General features: G+C 60.5%; 20 protein-coding genes. 11 read left to right on the forward strand and 9 right to left on the reverse strand.

Annotated elements, in window-relative coordinates; translation table 11 throughout:
- The first annotated feature begins 31 nt into the window (after nt 1-31).
- Both QD409_RS03345 and QD409_RS03350 read left to right on the forward strand, forming a co-directional pair.
- The gene (locus QD409_RS03345; RefSeq protein ID WP_092845537.1) at nt 32-1,105 is read left to right on the forward strand and encodes a serine hydrolase domain-containing protein; all 1,074 of its coding nucleotides are present in this window, start codon (nt 32-34) and stop codon (nt 1,103-1,105) included.
- A gap of 2 nt (nt 1,106-1,107) precedes the next feature.
- Nucleotides 1,108-1,659, forward strand: a complete 552-nt coding sequence (locus QD409_RS03350; RefSeq protein ID WP_092845539.1) for a GNAT family N-acetyltransferase — start codon at nt 1,108-1,110, stop codon at nt 1,657-1,659.
- Here the strand turns inward: QD409_RS03350 and QD409_RS03355 are convergent.
- Nucleotides 1,642-2,454, reverse strand: coding sequence for an AraC family transcriptional regulator (locus tag QD409_RS03355; protein ID WP_092845664.1), 813 nt, complete (start codon nt 2,452-2,454; stop codon nt 1,642-1,644). The two genes, QD409_RS03350 and QD409_RS03355, sit on opposite strands and share 18 nt — an antisense overlap.
- A gap of 322 nt (nt 2,455-2,776) precedes the next feature.
- Between QD409_RS03355 and leuA the strand changes: the two genes are divergently transcribed.
- Nucleotides 2,777-4,450 carry a 2-isopropylmalate synthase gene (gene leuA, locus QD409_RS03360; protein WP_430761896.1) on the forward strand — a complete coding sequence of 558 codons (1,674 nt, stop codon included), beginning with the start codon at nt 2,777-2,779 and terminating at the stop codon, nt 4,448-4,450.
- Between the two features lie 39 nt (nt 4,451-4,489).
- Here the strand turns inward: leuA and QD409_RS03365 are convergent, their stop codons facing one another.
- The 4 genes from QD409_RS03365 to QD409_RS03380 form a co-directional block, all read right to left on the reverse strand.
- Nucleotides 4,490-6,151 (reverse strand): DUF4166 domain-containing protein, encoded by a 1,662-nt coding sequence (locus tag QD409_RS03365; RefSeq protein ID WP_430761897.1) that lies wholly within the window; start codon nt 6,149-6,151, stop codon nt 4,490-4,492.
- Nucleotides 6,148-6,567: a thiol-disulfide oxidoreductase DCC family protein gene (locus QD409_RS03370; RefSeq protein ID WP_092845543.1), complete on the reverse strand. Its 420-nt coding sequence runs from the start codon at nt 6,565-6,567 to the stop codon at nt 6,148-6,150. Before QD409_RS03370 ends, QD409_RS03365 begins: the two co-directional genes overlap by 4 nt.
- Nucleotides 6,568-6,768: 201 nt before the next feature.
- Nucleotides 6,769-7,023, reverse strand: coding sequence for a GCG_CRPN prefix-to-repeats domain-containing protein (locus QD409_RS03375; protein WP_092845545.1), 255 nt, complete (start codon nt 7,021-7,023; stop codon nt 6,769-6,771).
- Between the two features lie 270 nt (nt 7,024-7,293).
- Nucleotides 7,294-8,187 carry a phosphatase PAP2 family protein gene (locus QD409_RS03380; RefSeq protein ID WP_092845549.1) on the reverse strand — a complete coding sequence of 298 codons (894 nt, stop codon included), beginning with the start codon at nt 8,185-8,187 and terminating at the stop codon, nt 7,294-7,296.
- A gap of 307 nt (nt 8,188-8,494) precedes the next feature.
- Here QD409_RS03380 and QD409_RS03385 point away from each other — a divergent pair, with 307 nt between their 5' ends.
- From QD409_RS03385 to QD409_RS03405, 5 genes are all read left to right on the forward strand, one after another.
- Nucleotides 8,495-9,448 (forward strand): helix-turn-helix domain-containing protein, encoded by a 954-nt coding sequence (locus QD409_RS03385; RefSeq protein ID WP_092845551.1) that lies wholly within the window; start codon nt 8,495-8,497, stop codon nt 9,446-9,448.
- A gap of 155 nt (nt 9,449-9,603) precedes the next feature.
- Nucleotides 9,604-11,112 carry an aldehyde dehydrogenase gene (gene adh / locus QD409_RS03390; protein WP_092845553.1) on the forward strand — a complete coding sequence of 503 codons (1,509 nt, stop codon included), beginning with the start codon at nt 9,604-9,606 and terminating at the stop codon, nt 11,110-11,112.
- Between the two features lie 81 nt (nt 11,113-11,193).
- Nucleotides 11,194-11,586: a DUF779 domain-containing protein gene (locus tag QD409_RS03395; RefSeq protein ID WP_092845555.1), complete on the forward strand. Its 393-nt coding sequence runs from the start codon at nt 11,194-11,196 to the stop codon at nt 11,584-11,586.
- A 93-nt stretch (nt 11,587-11,679) separates the two neighbouring features.
- Nucleotides 11,680-12,276 carry a DJ-1/PfpI family protein gene (locus QD409_RS03400; protein ID WP_092845557.1) on the forward strand — a complete coding sequence of 199 codons (597 nt, stop codon included), beginning with the start codon at nt 11,680-11,682 and terminating at the stop codon, nt 12,274-12,276.
- 19 nt (nt 12,277-12,295) lie between these two features.
- Nucleotides 12,296-12,646, forward strand: coding sequence for a ribbon-helix-helix domain-containing protein (locus QD409_RS03405; protein ID WP_092845559.1), 351 nt, complete (start codon nt 12,296-12,298; stop codon nt 12,644-12,646).
- A 105-nt stretch (nt 12,647-12,751) separates the two neighbouring features.
- On the opposite strand, the gene QD409_RS03410 is transcribed toward QD409_RS03405, so the two are convergent.
- Both QD409_RS03410 and QD409_RS03415 read right to left on the reverse strand, forming a co-directional pair.
- Entirely contained in the window at nt 12,752-13,264 is a 513-nt protein-coding gene (locus QD409_RS03410; RefSeq protein WP_092845561.1) for a hypothetical protein, read from the reverse strand.
- Nucleotides 13,265-13,628: 364 nt separating this feature from the next.
- Complete coding sequence (locus QD409_RS03415) at nt 13,629-14,249, reverse strand: TetR/AcrR family transcriptional regulator (RefSeq protein ID WP_092845563.1); 621 nt, start codon at nt 14,247-14,249, stop codon at nt 13,629-13,631.
- 61 nt (nt 14,250-14,310) lie between these two features.
- On the opposite strand from QD409_RS03415, the gene QD409_RS03420 reads away from it, so the two are divergent.
- Nucleotides 14,311-15,240 carry an alpha/beta hydrolase family protein gene (locus tag QD409_RS03420; protein WP_092845565.1) on the forward strand — a complete coding sequence of 310 codons (930 nt, stop codon included), beginning with the start codon at nt 14,311-14,313 and terminating at the stop codon, nt 15,238-15,240.
- Between the two features lie 131 nt (nt 15,241-15,371).
- On the forward strand, nt 15,372-16,361 hold the full coding sequence (locus QD409_RS03425) for an aldo/keto reductase (RefSeq protein ID WP_092845566.1): 990 nt from the start codon (nt 15,372-15,374) through the stop codon (nt 16,359-16,361).
- Between the two features lie 81 nt (nt 16,362-16,442).
- Here QD409_RS03425 and QD409_RS03430 read toward each other — a convergent pair whose 3' ends face one another.
- Together QD409_RS03430 and QD409_RS03435 are read right to left on the reverse strand one after the other, a co-directional pair.
- Entirely contained in the window at nt 16,443-17,141 is a 699-nt protein-coding gene (locus QD409_RS03430) for a dihydrofolate reductase family protein (RefSeq protein WP_092845666.1), read from the reverse strand.
- Nucleotides 17,142-17,143: 2 nt separating this feature from the next.
- The gene (locus QD409_RS03435) at nt 17,144-17,539 is read right to left on the reverse strand and encodes a (R)-mandelonitrile lyase (protein WP_092845568.1); all 396 of its coding nucleotides are present in this window, start codon (nt 17,537-17,539) and stop codon (nt 17,144-17,146) included.
- A 120-nt stretch (nt 17,540-17,659) separates the two neighbouring features.
- On the opposite strand from QD409_RS03435, the gene QD409_RS03440 reads away from it, so the two are divergent.
- Entirely contained in the window at nt 17,660-18,553 is an 894-nt protein-coding gene (locus QD409_RS03440; RefSeq protein ID WP_092845570.1) for a LysR family transcriptional regulator, read from the forward strand.
- The last annotated feature ends 201 nt before the right edge of the window (nt 18,554-18,754 follow it).

Raw genomic sequence — 18,754 nt, forward strand, 5'->3', positions numbered from 1 at the left:
TCAAAGTCATGTAGCGAAGGGCGGAGATTTCATGGTCGTCACGCAGAGCGCTTCACCTTTTTCGCCGGATGGCGAAACCCTGAAAGCTCTAGGCTTCGATCCGACGCTGACGCGTAAGCTTGCGGCCGGTATCGAAGCCGGCTTGCTGCGCGACCTTCATGTGGTGCTCGCGGCCCGTTCCCACCAGGTTTTCCTGGAGTATTATACCGCCGGCCCCGATGAGAATTGGGGAGCCGCACTTGGCGATGTCGCTTTCGATGCCGACACGCTGCACGATCTCCGATCGGTAACGAAGAGCATCGTCAGCCTTCTTTATGGCATTGCGCTCGACAAGGGATTGGTGCCGCCACCGCATGCGCCTCTCTTCGAGCAATTTCCGGAATACGACGATCTCGCCAAGGATGCCGCGCGCAGCAAGATCACCATCGACCACGCGCTGACCATGACGCTGGGGATGGAGTGGGACGAAAACCGTCCCTATACCGACCCGCAGAACAGCGAAATCGCGATGGAGAATGCACCGGATCGCTATCGCTTTGTTCTGGAGCGTCCGCTCGTCGCGGAGCCGGGAACACGTTGGATTTATTCCGGCGGCAGCGTTGCGTTGGTCGGCGCCATCATCGAGCGCGGCAGCGGCAAGCGTCTGCCCGATTTCGCGCGTGAGGTTCTCTTTGAGCCGCTGAATATCGCAAAGTTTCATTGGACGGCCGGACATGACGGCGTGGCGTCGGCAGCGTCGGGACTGCGCCTGACCGCTCCCGATTTGCTGAAGATCGGCATGCTCCTTCTTCAGAAGGGTAGATGGAACGGGGAAAGGGTCGTCTCGGAAGATTGGATCGTGCAATCGTTCTCGCCGGTGATATCGACCGAGGACGGTTTGGGTTATGGCAGGCTTTGGTTTTGTGGCGACGCTCCGGCGCCGGCACTTTCCGATCCGTGCCCTTGGTACGCCGGGTTTGGGAACGGCGGGCAAAGGCTCTGGCTCATGCCGGATGCCGATATCGCCGCCGTCGTCTATTCCGGCAAGTATAATTCATGGGATGCCTGGATTACGCCCACCCGCGTCTGGCGGGAGATCATTCTTGCCAACTTCCTGAGAGCGTGAAGATGGCGCTGCCGAGAAGCGAGTTTCCCGCACTTCTGACCGAGCGGCTGCGACTTCGCGAACCGAGCATGGATGATCTCGACAGCTTCCATGCGCTGATTTCGATTCCGGAGGTCACACGGTTCTCGAACTGGTATGATGCTCCGAAAAAGGCGCAGATCGAGCGCTCCTTGAAATGGATGTGCAAAATCTTCCCCAAGGGAGCGGGCTGCACATGGTTTATCGAGGACCGGGATTCCGGCAAGCTACTCGGCGCCATCCGCTTCAACAGTTTTGACAAGCGCGCCTGCTGCGCGGAGCTCGGTTATGAATTGCATCCATCGGCCTGGGGTAAAGGGCTGATGAGCGAGGCAGCACGGGCCGTCGTCCGATGCGGCTTCGACGATTTTTCGTTGAACCGTATCGAGGCTTGGACGCTGCCCGGAAACGCCGCTTCCGATCGGGTTCTCGAAAAGACAGGGTTCCGATATGAGGGCACGCTTCGCCAGAAGGCGCGGTTCAAAGGAGCCTTCCATGATTTCCGCATGTTCGGCTGCCTAGCCGGCGACCGATAGCGATTGCCCGTCTGTAACGCCCTGCGCCGTCTCCTCGGGCGGGTTCAAAGATTGAAAATAGTTGCGTGGTGATCGCCCCAGAGATCGTCGAAACATGGCGGAAAAGGCGCTCGGGCTGTCATAGCCGCATTCCAGAGCGACATCGAGGATGCTCCTGCCTTCTGCGAGCAAGGCAAGTGCCTTCAGCATCCGCGCCTGCTGTCGCCACTGACCAAAACTCAGGTCGGTCTCCCGCTGAAACAGGCGCATGAGGGTTGCCCGGCTCATGTGGAGTGCGGCTGCGGCTTCCTCGATCGAGCTCGCGCTTGCGAGGTTGTCGCGCATGGTCGCGCAAAAGGCGGCAAGGGCGGGGTGCCGCGGTAGCGGTAGGTTGAGTGGTTGAGCTGGCAGGAAAGTTAGTTCCAGAAGCAGCAGCCGAATAACGGCTTCCACCATTTCCTGACCGTCGGGCTTCGCCGCAAAATTGGTCAGCCTCAGGATGAGCTCGCGGAGCAGCGGCGTGACCTCGACCACCGTGCAGGCTTTCGGCAAGGCGTCATTGTCGCCGATATCGATCAGCAACGACCGAAATTGAACGCTCGTGTGGCTGGCCGTCACATGTTCGAGGTTCGGCGGCAGCCAGACCGCGCGGCTTGGCGGCACGACCCAGGTGCCACTATCCGTTGTCAGCGAAATGACGCCGCTGACGGCATAGAGAAGCTGCGCTTGCGGATGACTGTGCTTGGGGCTGGAGAAGCGATGGTCATCATGTGAGATGACGGCAACGGCGTCGGTGACTCTTGTGCCAGATCGCAAATGCGTATGATCCTTTTGCGACGATAATTGATCCACACGCGCGAGAATATCAATAATTCCGGCGATATCCTAGGGATACTTTCAAGCAGGATATCTCATCAGGTGTTTGCCCCATCCCATAATCTGCATCGATCGGAGCGGCCGCTTCATACTGCCATCGCATCGATTCATGCCTGGGCAAGCGCGGGAGCCGCGTTCGACGCGTGCACTTCTCTTCTGCTTTCCGTTGCACTGCGACTTAGCGGCGGTCGTCGGGATTGACGGCTTCCCGGCGACCGTAGGCCGCTGTCTTCCAAAATACCGACAAGCAACGGAACGGATCATGTTGAAGAATCCCGAAACGAAATATCGTCCCTTTATTTCCCCCATCGCATTGCCGGATCGGCAATGGCCGAACAGGCGGCTCACCAAGGCGCCGCGCTGGCTCTCCACGGATCTGCGCGACGGCAATCAGGCGCTCGCCAACCCGATGGATGTCGAGCGCAAACTGCGCTTCTACGACATGCTGATCGCCTCCGGATTCAAGGAGATCGAGGTCGCTTTCCCGTCGGCCTCGCAAATCGAGTTCGATTTCGTCCGCGCGCTGATCGAGGAGGACCGCATCCCCGAGGACGTGACGATACAGGTGCTGACCCAGTCGCGCGCCGATCTTATCGCCCGTACTTTCGAATCCGTGATGGGCGCCCGCAAGGCCATCGTCCATCTTTACAACGCCACCGCACCGCTCTTCCGCCGCGTCGTCTTCGGCATGGAGCGGCACGAGATTGTCGATCTCGCTATCAATGGTGTTACTGCGATGCTGGAGGAAAGCCTCAAGCAGCCGGAGACCGATTGGACCTTCGAATATTCGCCGGAAACCTTCTGCTTCACGGAGCCCGACTTCGCTCTGGAAATCTGCGAGCGCGTGCTCGATGTCTGGCAGCCAACGGCCGAGCGCCCCGCCATCCTCAACCTGCCGGCCACGGTCGAGGTTGCGATGCCGAATGTCTATGCGGATCAGATCGAATGGTTTTGCCGCAATATTTCGCGTCGTGACGCCGTTGTCATCAGCGTCCATCCGCACAATGATCGCGGCACGGCTGTGGCCTCCGCCGAACAGGCGCTGCTTGCGGGCGCCGACCGCGTCGAAGGGTGCCTGTTCGGCAATGGCGAGCGCACCGGCAATGTCGATCTGGTGACGCTGGCCTTGAACCTTTACACGCAGGGCATCGACCCCGGCCTCTCTTTTCCGTCGATCCGCGAAGTCGTCAAGACGGTGGAATATTGCAATGGGTTGCCGATCCATCCGCGTCACCCCTATGCGGGCGAGTTGGTGCATACCGCTTTCTCCGGCTCGCATCAGGACGCCATCCGCAAGGGGTTTGCCGCGCATGAGCGACGCAACGACGGCGTTTGGGAAATGCCCTATCTGCCTGTTGATCCCGCCGATATCGGCGAGAGCTACGAGGCCGTTATCCGCGTCAATAGCCAATCGGGGAAGGGTGGCGTTGCCTGGGTGATCGAGCAGGACAAGGGCCTGAAATTGCCGCGCGCCATGCAGGTCGATTTCAGCAAACGTGTGCAGCTCCTCGCCGACAGCACCAAGCGCGAGCTGACGGCGGAGGATATCTGGAAGGAATTTGCGCGGGCCTACCACGTCGACGATGTCGAAAACTTCGAACTTGTCGATTATGAAGGCGGTTTCCGTAAAGGCCCGGGTGCGGAGCGTGTCTTTACCGGCCGTATTCGCCATCGGGATCGGAACGTCGCGGTGACAGGCCGCGGCAACGGCCTCGTCTCGGCAGTCCTTGCCGCGATTGGCGAAGCCTTTGGAGTCGACCTCAACGTCATCGACTACCAGGAACATGCGCTTCGTCGCGGAACGGATGCAAAGGCGGCTGCCTACCTGCAATGCGTCCGGCCGGACGGTATGCAGGTCTTCGGCGTCGGCATCGATGAAGACGTTGCCACGGCAACGGTCAAAGCCGTCCTCAGCGCTGCAAGTGCGGCCAGCTAGCCACAATGATTACGTCGCTATCGGCCGTCAAGTCGGCCGTTAGCGACGGGGTAGTCGCACAACGCGTGGGATAAGATCAGTCAAGCTGCCGCAGCCAGCCGCGATAATGGACGACCAGGCCGATGAGCGGCAGGGCGATCGAGACATCGAAGTGAAAGCGGTCATCCTCCGCCCACTCATCGGCGGTACTGCGCGGCGCCAGGAACAGAGGAAGGGAAGCCGGAGAAATGACCAGCCGCGTATCTCCATGCTGAGGCCATTTCCGCGCGCCGGCAGGTCGAATGCGAACCGAAAAGGGCCGAAGCGCTCGACGAGATGGCCTTTTTCCTCACTCAGGTGACTGCAGAAACATCGGCCGGAGAAGTCACGCTCCCATCGCTCGATGCCGTCTTCCTCCTCGAAGGAGACGTGAAGGGGGTGATTTCCGGCAGGCGGAAATCCGAACACTCCGGCAACCAGCCGGGCCGCGAGAGAGCGTCCGCGGCTGACGGTCGCTTCGCCCTCAGCACCGCCGTCCCCGAAGACTGCATGCATGGCACGGACAGGTTCCGACAGGCGTGCGAAGGCTGCGCCCATGACGCGCTGATAGAGCGGCGTGTAGGATGTTTCGTTTGTCTCGTCGCTGATGGCCAGAGCGCGAAACAGGTCGCGGAACTGTGTAAGCTCCAGCAGGCCGCCGGCGGGCCGGGCCCCGGGCGCGAGCTGTCCGCTGCGCAGAGCGCGCGCCAAGAGCTGCGCGGGAAGGGGCCGGATTTCCACGCCGTCGCCGTTGTCGGCAATAAGTGTCCAGCGTCGGGCCAACATCGCCCCCTGCGAAATCCCCTTGGTTTCGATCGTCATCGCGGAACGCGCTGTACCGAGCTTTGCGGTGAAGCCCTGCAACGGCAACAGAAAGTGGCCGATCTTTCGTAGCGACGTCACCCAGCCCCAGACGACCGGCCAGGAGAGCAACCACAATGCCAGGGTCTGGAAGGCAAATTCCGGTCCAGCCCGGAAGAGAACGCTCGGTCGGCCCGGTGTGCCGTCAACCAGAAGATCGTGATCCGGTACGTCGGCAAGCGCAACCAGCCGCTGCAAGCCGGGCTTGCCGATGACAGCATAGTTTTGACGCTTCAGCATATGCCAGCCGCGTTTCTCCCGCCAGCGCCGGCCACGCCACAGGGGCACCGGCTTGCCGACATAGCTGAGGATCGCCGATGCGACGGAGGCGCCGGCTGTCGCCCTATTGGAGGCGCTGATTGACATCTCGATGGAATGAACCTCGTCCATGTCGCGAGTGAGGGCAGCAACGACGGCGCTGGACAGAGCGGGTACGCTTGACGCACCGGAGACGATGGCAACGCCGGCGGCGCGGGCAGGCTCATCGAGCGAGCTGATTGCGCCAACGAAATCGCGCGCATCGGCAAGGTCGATATAGTGGATTCCGGCTGCGATGCAGGCTTGGGCGACCCGTCGCTCGCTCTGCTGAAAGGGGCCTGCGGCGTCGATCAGGAGAAAAGGCTTTTGCTCGCTGAGGATGGCGGCCAGGTCGCCATTGCGGTCGGCGCGCAGCGCAATGGCATTCGGCAGCTGACGGGCAAGCGCTTCCGCCGCCTCGTAGTCCCGCCCGGCAACCACAACCTGGAAGCCGTCGCCGGCCAGGCGCCGCGAAAGGCGCGAGCCGAAGCCGCCATAGCCACCGAGAACGATGATTTTCTTCAAAGGATGCGATCCGCCTGCTCGGGCGTCGGCAACCAGCACGTTTCGCGCCTGCCGAAAAGGCGGTATCGGTTGCGAGCCAGCCAACGATAGACGGGATTGCGTACCATTCTTGGTACGAGCCTTAGAAGCGCAAGCGCTTTCCAGGGCCAGCCAAGGCCGGCATAGATGGCAAGCAATGCGTCGCTATCCCGCAACACTGTCTCGCCGTCCACGATGATCATACTATTGGGATTGGCGGGATCGATGCCGCAGCGCCGATAGAGCCGGGCTCCCGTTTCATTCTGCATGGAGGCGAGGCGAAAACGGCCGGTATGGTCGTGACGCAGGACGAATTGCGCATTGGCGGAGCACAGGACGCACATGGCGTCGAAGACGATGATGGGCCCCTGATAGTCGGTGTCGTTGCTGTCGCTCATGCGCGAGGTCGATGCTCGTTGCCGCTTATTCTGACGACAGCTTTGCCCGGTTGTGAAGCGCGCGTCAATTGCACGCTGACCTGCGCGGAGCGCCATCGGTCCGGGGAACATGCAAGGCGGAGATCCGGCAAAGGCCGGCCATCAGATCGACGCGCGGATTGCATTCGACCCGATCGCGGCGATCGGGTCGAATGTCTTGGCTTAGCGATAGCGCCATCCGCCGTGCCACCATTCGCGGTGCACCCAGTAGCGATGACCATCCCAATAGCCGCGTCCGGGATAGACAACGCCGTAGGCCGGGCCGACGGGCACGACGACAATGGGGTGGCGATCTGGGCGGCAATAGCCATAGGGGTTGCGATGGAAACCCATGCCGCATCCGTCGCGGGCCTCGGCCGGGGAGATTGCGGCAAAGCAGGCGGCGGCCGCCAAGGCAAGCAAAGTGAGCTTTCTCATGATGTACTCTCTTCCAAATGAACCTGAGTTATCCCTTCGATGCTTGAACGGCGGCGACCGACAAATCCGTCGCTGCGCAAACACGAAATTTGCGGGCGATCGCATGGGAGATGACGTGGGAGCCGAGCTGGGTCGAGGTGGCGGTAGCAGGGTGGAGATTGCAGCCTTGTTCGCGCAGTCGTACCAGTCCCCTGTGCGCGAAGGCTTTTGCCGGGTGATCGGCGCCGGCTTCAAACGGGTTGGCTGTGAGGGACAGAGCCTTTTGCTGGACTAGGGCTGTGTTTCCAATGCTGGGGGAGGAAGGCTGGCTTTCAAAGCGCATGCCTTCTTGTTCCTCGCCAGCCTGCGTCGCAGCAGTGTGCGCAGAATCATCAGAGTCGTCCTATATCGTTCTCTCGCGCACAAATGACCGTCGGAGCGGTAGGTGAACAAGATCCTGCGGCGGGCAAAGGCGTGGGCCAGCGACAAGGTGAATGCCACTCCGACGCCCCAACCCATCAGGGTGTCGCTCGCCCAATGGGCGCCCACCCACTGCCGAGACAGACAGATCAGTACGCCGGCCGGTATGAAGAGCGGGCGCAGGCGCGGAAAAACGAGCGCCAGCGACATCGCCATCGCGCCTGCCGTTGCCGAATGTCCGGATGGAAATGATGCGAAATCCGCATGGAAGGCAAAAGGCCGAAAGTAAAACGCGCCGTTGGTCTCCAGGAGCTCCGGACGGGCGCGGCCGATAACATTCTTCAGAAGCGAGTCGACAAGGCCGCCGCCGGCCACGGACAGGAAGATGAACGCAGCGGCGGTTGCGACGAGATCTGCGCCGGCCCGCGCTGATTTCCGCAACTTGTGTGCGGGTATGAGGACAGTGAGTATCAGCAAAACGCCGCTGAATGAAAGAACGAGAAGGCCGGTGCCGAAGCTGCTGATCCACTTCGCCGCTCCGCGCAACTGCTCGGGAAATGATTTCATCCAGACCCCGAGCGGGTAATCCGCGGTTTTCATGACGAGCAGGGAGAGGATGAGGAAGATGATGATGATAGCGATCGGGCGCTCGAGCAGTGGGCGATTTGCAGGGGGCGCAGCAGCCGGCGTTGCGAAGAAACGTCTGACGCCATTGACCAGGCGTGCGCGGCAGGTATTGGCGGCTCCGATCAGGGTTTCCTTCATGAAGTCAGAACCTCGAAGGCGGGCACAGGGCTGCTTCCCCGCTGCGGGCAAAACGCTCACCTATGAACCTGGCATTCATGAAACTGCGCCTCAAGCTCCGTCTTCTCGCTTCGCTGCTGTTATAATAACACGCTGACAACGGCCTGAAAGGGTTGCGTCATCGGATGCCTGACGCCGGCCGATCCAGCAGGACCCAAGCGCGCGAAATCTGCCGGCGGGTGCGCGACGGCGAAAGGTCCGGTGGGGAGGATTGCGCTGACCGGCTTTTTTAGCGACAATTGCTATTGCGTTCGGTGGGAGGAGCCAGATGCACGAATATTCCGCACATGCGGATCAGGTCTACGCATCGGCGAAGTCGGCCGCAGCCAGTTCGTCTGTCGCTGCCTCCTGGCGGCGCTGCATGGTCATGCACCGCCTTGCACCGGAGGAAAAGCGTTTACCCATGCGGCTGACGGCACAGGAATTCGCGGCCGCCGCGGAGCGGTCGGGGCGCCTGATTGCCGAAGCCTCCAATGAACTGGATCGTCTCTTTCTTGCAGTCGGCAAAGCCGGTTGCTGTCTGCTGCTGACCGATCGGGAAGGGATTGCGCTTGACCGTCGCGGCGCCGCCGGCGACGATAAGGAGTTTCACGATCTTGGTCTCTGGACCAGCTCCGTCTGGACCGAGGCGAGCATCGGCACGAATGGTATCGGCACTGCCCTGGCGGATGAACGGGCCGTGGCGATTTTCCGGGATCAGCATTTCCTCTGTGCCAATATCGACCTGAGCTGCACAACTGCGCCGATCCGAGATCATCGCGGGCAACTGGCCGGCGCGCTTGATATTTCCACCTGCCGCGATGACGTCAACGACGCGACATTGGCGATCCTGTCCCAGACCGTTCGCGATGCGGCACTGCGCATCGAGCTCAACTTGTTCAGGAGCGCCTTTGCCGGTGCCCGTTTCGTCATGGTTCCGACGGATATCGCCTCCACCTCGGCGCTTCTGGCCGTCGATCGCAATGATCTCGTCCTTGGGGCGACGAGAGCCGCGCGTCTCGCGCTGAAGCTCGACGATTATCGTATCGCGGCCGGCATCCCTGCCGCCGACGTATTGCGCGAGCAACAGGGGGAGGCGGGCGAGGACCTGCTGGAAGCCGAACGTGCTGCCTTGCTGCGCGCCCTTTCCCGCGCCAACGGCAATGTCTCGCAAGCCGCAACGGCGCTCGGCATGAGCCGCTCGACGCTGCATCGAAAGATGAAGCGGCTTAATCTGCACTGATACTTCCGCAATGTGCGCTTGCGTGGCGCAGCTGTCGCAGAGTTGCGACACTGTGCGCTGCACCATGACGGGGCACATCTATCGCCCGAGAGCATATGCACTCAGATTTCTCCCATTGGGTTCGCTCACCGGACCCGCGACCAAGGGAGGATTGCATGCTGCATCAGAAGATCGTCGAATCTCCGTTCAAACTGAAATACGGCAACTATATCGGCGGCGAGTGGCGCGAGCCTATCGGCGGTAGATATTTCGACAACCTCACGCCGATCACTGGCGGCAAGATCTGCGAAATTCCGCGCTCCGACGAAAAGGATATCAGCGCCGCGCTCGATGCTGCCCATGCGGCAAAGGACAAATGGGCCCGGACCTCCGTCACCGAGCGTTCCAATATCCTGATGAAGATCGCCCAGCGCATGGAAGACAAGCTGGAAGTGCTGGCGCAGGCGGAAAGCTGGGACAATGGCAAGCCGATCCGCGAAACCATGGCAGCCGACATTCCGCTCGCCATCGACCATTTTCGCTACTTCGCCTCCTGCATCCGTGCCCAGGAAGGCTCGATCGGTGAGATCGACCACGATACCGTCGCCTACCACTTTCATGAGCCGCTCGGCGTCGTCGGCCAGATCATTCCGTGGAACTTCCCGATCCTGATGGCCGCCTGGAAGCTTGCGCCGGCGCTTGCCGCCGGCAATTGCGTCGTCATCAAGCCGGCCGAGCAGACACCGGCCTCGCTGCTGGTCTGGGCCGAGCTCATCGGCGATCTCCTGCCGCCGGGCGTTCTCAACATCGTCAACGGCTTCGGCCTGGAGGCCGGCAAGCCACTGGCGACCAGCCCGCGCATTGCCAAGATCGCCTTTACCGGCGAGACGACGACAGGCCGGCTCATCATGCAATATGCCAGCCAGAATCTGATCCCCGTCACGCTCGAACTTGGCGGCAAATCGCCGAACATCTTCTTTGCCGATGTGGCCGCCGAAGACGACGATTTCTTCGACAAGGCGCTCGAAGGCTTTGCGATGTTTGCCCTCAACCAGGGTGAGGTCTGCACATGCCCGAGCCGTGCGTTGATCCAGGAATCGGTCTACGACCGCTTCATGGAAAGGGCGGTCAAGCGCGTGGAAGCCATCAAGCAGGGCAATCCGCTGGATTCCGCAACCATGATCGGCGCTCAGGCCTCGAGCGAGCAGATGGAGAAGATCCTCTCCTATCTCGATATCGGCAAGCAGGAAGGTGCCGAAGTGCTGACGGGCGGCGCGCGCGCCGATCTCGGCGGCGAGCTGTCGAGCGGCTACTACATCAAGCCGACCATCTTCAAGGGCCACAACAAGATGCGTGTGTTCCAGGAAGAAATTTTTGGTCCGGTCGTGTCGGTGACGACCTTCAAGGATGAGAAGGAAGCGCTCGAAATCGCCAACGATACGCTTTACGGCCTTGGCGCCGGCGTGTGGACCCGCGATGGCAATCGTGCCTATCGCTTTGGCCGCGAGATCCAGGCAGGCCGTGTGTGGACGAATTGCTATCACGCCTATCCGGCCCATGCGGCCTTCGGCGGCTATAAGCAATCGGGCATCGGGCGTGAGACGCACAAGATGATGCTCGATCACTACCAGCAGACCAAGAACATGCTGGTGAGCTACAGCCCGAAGGCGCTGGGCTTCTTCTGAGCCCTCCCAACGAAGCCGATGAGGCTCCCGGCTGCGGCCGGGGGCCTTCAAGCATCTGCAGCTCGGTGATGGAGGATCATCATGGACGATAATGGATCCGAGCCTCGGGTGCTCGCGACCGACAAGGCGCTCGAGCTTATCCGCGAGATTCAGAAGGATCATCCCGATATCCTGTTTCATCAGTCGGGCGGCTGTTGCGATGGTTCTTCGCCGATGTGCTATCCGGCAGACGAGTTCATGATCAGCGATAACGACGTCAAGCTCGGGGAGATCGGCGGCGTGCCGGTCTATATCAGCGGCAGCCAGTTCGAGGCGTGGAAGCACACGCAGCTCATCATCGACGTCGTGCCGGGCCGCGGCGGCATGTTCTCGCTCGACAACGGGCGGGAGAAGCGGTTCCTTACCCGCTCGCGCCTGTTCGGCGGCGGTGAGGCTTGCGCTGCTCCTGATCTTGGCCGTCCGCCGACCCACTAAGTCCCTTCAAAAATAGCGTGTAGTATTCGCCTAATACCCGCGATCCCAGGTGCTTTGATAATGTGCTGCCGTTGGTTTTAAGGGAGGAAGACGATGCCAGCAGCGAAGATTTTGATGATCACCGGTGATTTCACCGAAGACTATGAGACCATGGTGCCGTTCCAGACGCTGCTTGCCTGCGGCTATACGGTCCATGCCGTGTGCCCCGGCAAGAATGCCGGCGAGACGGTGGCAACAGCCATTCACGATTTCGAAGGCGACCAGACCTATTCCGAGAAGCGCGGTCATAATTTCGCGCTCAACGCTTCCTTCGCCAGCATCCGCGCCGAAGACTATGATGCGCTCGTCGTTCCCGGCGGCCGCGCGCCGGAATATCTGCGCCTCAATCCCGATGTGATCAAGGCCGTGCAGCACTTCTTCGAGGCGGGCAAACCTGTTGCCGCCATCTGCCATGGCGCGCAATTGCTGGCGGCTGCAGGCGTTCTCAAAGGACGCACCTGCTCGGCCTATCCCGCCTGCCGTCCCGAGGTGGAACTTGCCGGCGGCATCTACGCCGATATTGCCATCAATGACGCTGTCGCCGATGGTAACCTCGTCACGGCACCGGCGTGGCCGGCGCATCCGTCGTGGCTGCGGCAATTCATGGCGGCGCTCGATGCCGCCGCTTTGTCGGAAGCAAACGCCGCCTGAAACTGAAGGGGAGATGCGCATGTGCGAATTGTTCATCAAGGCCGATGCCAAGCTCTGGGAAAGCACGACGCGGTCGCTCCGCATCGACGGCATGGTGACCAGCGTCAGATTGGAGAATTTCTTCTGGTCGAAACTGGAGGAAATCGCACGGCGTGACGGCATGAACGTGGTGCAGCTGATTACCAGGCTGCACCATGAATCAATCGATGCCGGCCACGATCTCGGCAACTTCACGTCTTTCCTGAGGGTCTGCTGCGCGCGCTATCTCGACCTTCAGCTTGCAGGCGACGTTTCGACCGATCTCTCCCAGCCTATCGCCGGCGTCGATGCTCCTGCCATCCTGGGGCGGGAACGTCTGAAATATCATTGACTGTGCTTGTCCTTCGCCGCGCCCCACGCGGCGGAGGCCGCTCTATCTCCAGTCAGGCAATCGGAGAGTTTGTGCGACAGCCGGGGTGTGATTGGACAACGATCTCTAAAGCTTGGCAAAGGCCACACTTCTCCAGATCCATCCGGCCTCCAGCGTTGTTTTCTGCAGCGGCGTCTTGATGGCGGCTGTGTCGAAGGCATAGTCGTAGATTAAGCCAAAGGATCCATCCTCGCGGAAACCATAAGACTTCTCGAAGCTCTTTTCCGCCGTTTGGCCGCGAAAAGCTGATGCCACCAGAGCAATTGTTGGAATGCCCGCACGCCATTCGACCGACCATTCCTGGTCAACGGAGCGGACCTCTCCCTTTTGCTCATCAAACCGCATCAATACCTTGAAGAGCCGTTTGATGCCGGCTTTCGCAAAGAACTCGTACCATCGCGCATCGACGATCTTCCACTCCGCAACAAGGTCCACGCCTTCGGCCGCACCGTCGCGGATGAAAAACGGCGCGGATTCCTGGTTGATCGACAGCAGGGCGTTGCGAAGTGTGTCCACCGATTGGTGCACCGCGCCCTTTGCCGGATACTTTTTGCCGGTGAACAATTCCCAAAGGCCCATTTTCGCCATCCGTGTCCATGTGAGGGAAGTCTGGCGATAGTGATACATGCGACACCATCAGCAGCAACCGCCATTTTTGGGGACATCGTTCAGCGCCGGCGGGATGGCGGGCAGGGTCGTCTTTCCACGGTAAAAATACAACCATAAAGGAGCCTGTTTTCGCCGGGGTATCCTTGGTTATTCTATGTTTAACAAGCCTATGGTGGGGGTTCGGATAATGACTATCGCGTGAGGCGTATCTGCTTAGCGCAACGCTTCCATGAGGTGCAAATCGATAGGAATGACGACGAAGAGGGCGATGCTCAGGCGGCCCATCAAGCGATTGTTGGACCAGATGATATCGGCCTCTACGGCCTCCTACCCTTCAAATAGTTTGGCTCGCGACTATTGGCTGAAGCCTGCCGGATACGGGTAGGCGATCACTGATAAGCCGGGCTGCAGCCTCCGCTGCGGTCTCCATATAGCTCGGGTCGCGATGCAGCAGCACGACTGCAAACGAGCCGTCGAGGAGCAGCATGATCTGCCGGGCGAGCGGTGCGGCATCGTTGTCTGCTCCTGCTTCCATGAAGATCGTTGAGAGCCAATCCTCGACGCGCTTCTTGTGGGCGCGGGCGACAATCAAAGCCGGATGGCCGGGAAGATTAATCAGCTCGACCGATGTGCGCAGAAAGCCGCAGCCTTTCCATTTGGCAATGCGGGCGGAGTGGGCGAGATGGCGAAAGATGCCGCCGACTTTCTCGGCAATATCGCCTTCCGCCTCGTTGAACCAGCGCTTGAAGAGCGCGAGGTTCGGCTCGTCGCGCGCCTGCAGATGGGCGGCGATCAAGTCGTCCTTGCTGCGGAAATGATAGTAGAGGGTGCGCTTGGTCACCCCAGCCTTTTCTGCGATCGCATCGACGCTGACCGTCCGGATGCCGTCTTGTTGGAACAGTTTTCCGGCAGCCTGAAGAATACGGTCGCGCGTCGGCAGGGGCTTGTCTTTCATGGCTCAAAGTATACCGGGTAGTGAATATACACAACGCCGCAATCATCCCATCTTACGGGCCATGAGCCAGCAACCACTCTCATCCTCGAACGCAAACAATCTGCCGATTTCCATTCGCTGTCAGGATGGCGTCGTTCTGGGCGGTCATCTTTGGCTTGCGGAGGCGAAGAAGCCGGAAGGCAGCGTCATCATCAATCCGGCAACGGGCGTCCTTGCGCGCTACTATCATCGTTACGCGCAATTTCTGGCGCGACATGGATTTGATGTTCTGACCTTCGACTATCGCGGCATCGGCCAATCACGTCCGCAGCAGCTGCGCGGCTCCCGATATCGCTGGCGGGAGTGGGGCGAGCAGGATTTCGATGCAGCGCTTCGCTGGATGACGGCCGACCGGCGCAACGGCCCTCTCATGGTGGTCGGTCACAGCATCGGCGGCTTCCTGCCGGGACTGGCCGAAAACGCTGGGAAGATCGACAGAATGCTGACGGTCGGGGCCCAATATGCCTGGTGGGGCGATTACATGCCGCGCCGGCGGCTCGGCCTCTTCGTCAAATGGCATGTCGCCATGCCCGTGATGACGGCCCTCTATGGCTATTTTCCCGGCCGTCGCCTTGGCTGGTTGGAAGACCTGCCGGCCGGCGTGGCGAACGAATGGAGCTTTCGCAGGCGCAGGTTCGAGCTTAGCCATCCGAGGGGAGAGAGGGAGGATGTGCTGCGCCGTATGGCCGCGGTCAAGGCGCCGATCCTGGCGGTTGCGGTTTCGGATGACGAACTTGGCACCGTGCCCGCCGTACGCCGTACGCTGAACTACTATACCGGCGCGCAGCGGGCAGCAGTGCTGCTGAAGCCTGAGGATTTTGGCCGTGACGCGATCGGTCATTTCGCTCTGTTCCACGACAGCCATGCGGCGGGCTTCTGGACCGACACGCTGTCGTGGCTACGCGAGGGCAGCAATCCCTGGCCGGCAGCGGCGCTGAAACCGGAAGGCTGATCGTTCGCCTTGCTGTATTCATGAAATCTGAATATAGCTCCATGCCGATTATGTCGGCTAATCGTTAGACGCCGCCTCGCATATCTTATCCGCATCGAACCCGGAACGCTCGCAGGAGCAGGAGAAATGCGATGAAGAAACGTATGCTTGGAAATAGCGGCCTTGAGGTTTCGGCCCTCGGCTTCGGCTGCATGGGTCTGAACTTCAGCTATGGCCACGCCCTGAGCAAGGATGAGGGTGTCAGGCTCGTACGCGATGCCGTCGAGCGGGGCGTCACCTTTTTCGATACCGCGGAGGTCTATGGTCCCTTCACCAACGAGGAAATCGTTGGCGAGGCTCTGCGGCCTGTTCGCGAGCAGATGGTGATCGCCACGAAATTCGGCTTCAATATCGAGAACGGCAAGATGAACGGCCTCGATAGCCGTCCAAATCATATCCGCGAAGTGGTGGATGCCTCGTTGAAGCGGCTGGGCATCGAGGTCATCGACCTCCTCTACCAGCATCGCGTCGATCCGGAAGTGCCGATCGAAGACGTAGCCGGCACGGTGAAGGATCTGATCGCGGCGGGCAAGGTGAAGCACTTCGGCCTGTCCGAGCCAGGTGCGCAGACAGTGCGTCGTGCCCATGCCGTTCAGCCGGTGACGGCTCTGCAGAATGAATATTCGCTGTGGACCCGTGGGCCTGAGAACAATGGCATCCTGCAGGCCTGTGAAGAGCTGGGCATCGGCCTCGTTGCCTACAGCCCCCTCGGCAAAGGCTTCCTGACTGGTGCGATCAGCAAGGACACGAAGATCAGCGAGAACGATTTCCGCAAGATCCTGCCGCGCTTCACGCCCGAGGCCATGGAAAAGAACCAGGCACTCGTCGATCTCCTGAAACAGATTGCCGATCGGAAGAAGGCGACGCCAGCCCAGATCGCGCTTGCTTGGCTGCTGGCGCAAAAGCCCTGGATCGTTCCGATCCCCGGCACAACCAAGCTGCATCGTCTGGAGGAGAACCTTGCATCGGCGGATGTCGAGTTGAGCCCGTCCGATCTGGCCGAAATCCAGCGCGCCGCAGCGGAGATCGCCGTCGAAGGCGAGCGCTATCCCGAGCAGCTGATGAAGACCACCGGCCTCTGAAGCCTATGGGTGAGAACTGGTGGCCGCCGATAGGCGGCCATCTTCTACGGGTAGTCTTCCGCAACGCCTTTGTGAACTGCCTCAAAGGGATGTGACGGCGTAACGCAGATGGATCACACCCTGATCCAGCGTTTCGCAGCTTTTGAGAGCGAGTTGAATTTTGCCTGCCAGCCCCTCCGTGCCGAATTCCACGAAACTCTGACTTGCGGCGCGTCCATCCAGAGCAGGCGCAATGAGCAGGCTGATTTCGTCGACGAGGCCTTCCGCAAGCAGGGATCCGTTGATGCCGGCGCCGCCCTCGAGCAGCAGCCGTTTGATGCCGAGTTCGCGTTCAAGAGTGTCGAGCATGGCATGCATGTCGGGTTGGGCTTGCGCGGAAACGATGTAGGAAATGCCATCGGCCACCAGTTCGGCCAGGTGGCTGTCGGGCACATCGCTGCCGAGAAGGACGACGATGTGATCGCCGTCGATTTCGTTCCTGGCGAAATGCAGCTTGCCGGAGGTGTCGACGGCAATTGCATAGTTGCCGGCTTGCCGATTGGCGAAGTGGGAGGGGCGATCGACCTTGCCGTGCTCACGCGGCGGATGCGGCTCGCCCTTGCTCATTTCGGCCATGGTGACGCGGCCGACCATCCAGGCGTCGCCCGCCAGCTTTTCGTGGCATGATTGGTAGAGCGCCGTCCAATCGCCGAGCTTGCCGTCGGGGCTCGCCGTCCAGCGGCTGAGGTGCAATCCGCCGTCGAGCGAGGAGATCATATGGCAGATGACATAGGGCCTCATGGTCATGCTGTCCCGAGATAGTCATCGTCGCTCACCTTCTCCATCCAGATCACCGCCGAACCGTTTTCCTTCTCGGCGATTGCGATGTGGCTCATGGCGCAATCGGGTGCCGCACCATGCCAGTGTTTTTCACCGGGCTCGAACCAGACGATATCACCGGGGCGGATCTCCTCTATTGGACCGCCCTCACGCTGGACGCGCCCCAGTCCGGAGACGACGAGGAGGGTCTGGCCGAAGGGATGGGTATGCCATGCCGTGCGCGCGCCCGGCTCGAAGGTCACCGTTCCGCCACTCAGATTGCCTCGGCCGTTGAAGGGTGCATCGATGCGAACCGTACCGGTAAAGTAGTCTTCCGGTCCCTTGGCCGAAGGTTGCGAGCCGCTTTGCTTGATGTCCATGCTCTTGAACTCCCTGATGAAAAATACGGCGCGGCGGCCGTTCTTCAGGGCAGCTTAGACTTGTCTGATTGTTGAGACTATACAATATAAATGGCATGGAACTATAGCTGAGGTTCATAAATGCAGCGCGAGGAATTGGTCGATCTGAACGCTTTTGCGGTCGTTGCCGAAGAAAAGAGCTTCACGCGCGCCGCGGCCAAGCTCGGCACGTCGCAATCGTCCCTCAGCCATACGATCCGGCGTCTTGAGGCGAGGCTCGGCGTGCGTCTGTTGACGCGGACAACCCGCAACGTCGCGCCAACCGAAGCCGGGGAGCGGCTGCTGGCGACGCTTCGGCCGGCGTTGGAAAGCATCGGCGCCGAGCTTGCCTCCTTGAGCGAATTGCGCGAGAAGCCCGCCGGCACCATCCGCATCACGACCTCGGAACACGCGGCCGTCACTGTCCTGTGGCCGGCGCTCGAAAGGCTCCTGCCGCAATATCCCGACATCCACGTCGAACTCAGTATCGATTCCGGCTTGCGGGATATCGTTGCCGATCGTTTCGATGCCGGGGTACGGCTTGGAGAGGCAATTGCCAAGGACATGATTGCTGTGAGGATCAGTCCCGATATGCGAATGATCGTCGTCGGTTCTCCAGCTTATCTTGACAGGCATCCCGCCCCGAAAACGCCGAATGATCTCGCCGAGCATAGCTGCATCAATCAGCGCTTGCTGAGTGCCGGCGGTCTCTATGCCTGGGAATTGGAAAAGGACGGGCGCGAGGTACGCGTCCGGGTAGACGGACGGCTTGTGTTTAACAATGTCGGCATGATCGTGCGGGCCGCGAAGGCGGGACTGGGCCTTGGCTTCGTCATGGACGATCACGTTGCCGAGGATCTGGCGAGCGGCCGGCTGGTGCAGGTTCTCGGCGATTGGTGCACGCCGTTCTCCGGCTATCACCTCTATTATCCAAGCCGCCGGCAACCCTCGGCAGCCTTCTCCCTGTTGGTCGATGCTTTGCGCTATCGCGGCTGATGGCGAATATCGATGCCTATGTCGATCACGAAGCGGCAGAAAGTGTCGGCGCAGCCAGTGAAAGCTGCCTGAAAAAGAGGCGATGTTGCGCCTTCCGGGCAGCCTGTTGTCGATACCAAGCTGATTGTCCGGATTCTCGAAAACTAAAATCATAAATTGCGGTCTAATTCGCTTTTCCTGCCAATATTATTTCTATACCCA

Source organism: Rhizobium sp. BR 315, assembly GCF_050577975.1.
In the GTDB taxonomy this organism is placed as follows: Bacteria; Pseudomonadota; Alphaproteobacteria; order Rhizobiales; family Rhizobiaceae; genus Rhizobium; species Rhizobium miluonense.

Coding starts and splice junctions, on each gene's coding strand:
- QD409_RS03415 (WP_092845563.1), bottom strand. CDS start 14,249: ATGAAAGACAAGCCCCTGCCGACGCGCGACCGTATTCTTCAGGCTGCC.
- QD409_RS03430 (WP_092845666.1), bottom strand. CDS start 17,141: ATGAGGCCCTATGTCATCTGCCATATGATCTCCTCGCTCGACGGCGGA.
- QD409_RS03410 (WP_092845561.1), bottom strand. CDS start 13,264: ATGGGCCTTTGGGAATTGTTCACCGGCAAAAAGTATCCGGCAAAGGGC.
- QD409_RS03350 (WP_092845539.1), top strand. CDS start 1,108: ATGGCGCTGCCGAGAAGCGAGTTTCCCGCACTTCTGACCGAGCGGCTG.
- QD409_RS03420 (WP_092845565.1), top strand. CDS start 14,311: ATGAGCCAGCAACCACTCTCATCCTCGAACGCAAACAATCTGCCGATT.
- QD409_RS03440 (WP_092845570.1), top strand. CDS start 17,660: ATGCAGCGCGAGGAATTGGTCGATCTGAACGCTTTTGCGGTCGTTGCC.
- leuA (WP_430761896.1), top strand. CDS start 2,777: ATGTTGAAGAATCCCGAAACGAAATATCGTCCCTTTATTTCCCCCATC.
- QD409_RS03375 (WP_092845545.1), bottom strand. CDS start 7,023: ATGAGAAAGCTCACTTTGCTTGCCTTGGCGGCCGCCGCCTGCTTTGCC.
- QD409_RS03385 (WP_092845551.1), top strand. CDS start 8,495: ATGCACGAATATTCCGCACATGCGGATCAGGTCTACGCATCGGCGAAG.
- QD409_RS03380 (WP_092845549.1), bottom strand. CDS start 8,187: ATGAAGGAAACCCTGATCGGAGCCGCCAATACCTGCCGCGCACGCCTG.
- adh (WP_092845553.1), top strand. CDS start 9,604: ATGCTGCATCAGAAGATCGTCGAATCTCCGTTCAAACTGAAATACGGC.
- QD409_RS03345 (WP_092845537.1), top strand. CDS start 32: ATGGTCGTCACGCAGAGCGCTTCACCTTTTTCGCCGGATGGCGAAACC.
- QD409_RS03370 (WP_092845543.1), bottom strand. CDS start 6,567: ATGAGCGACAGCAACGACACCGACTATCAGGGGCCCATCATCGTCTTC.
- QD409_RS03405 (WP_092845559.1), top strand. CDS start 12,296: ATGTGCGAATTGTTCATCAAGGCCGATGCCAAGCTCTGGGAAAGCACG.
- QD409_RS03435 (WP_092845568.1), bottom strand. CDS start 17,539: ATGGACATCAAGCAAAGCGGCTCGCAACCTTCGGCCAAGGGACCGGAA.
- QD409_RS03395 (WP_092845555.1), top strand. CDS start 11,194: ATGGACGATAATGGATCCGAGCCTCGGGTGCTCGCGACCGACAAGGCG.
- QD409_RS03425 (WP_092845566.1), top strand. CDS start 15,372: ATGAAGAAACGTATGCTTGGAAATAGCGGCCTTGAGGTTTCGGCCCTC.
- QD409_RS03400 (WP_092845557.1), top strand. CDS start 11,680: ATGCCAGCAGCGAAGATTTTGATGATCACCGGTGATTTCACCGAAGAC.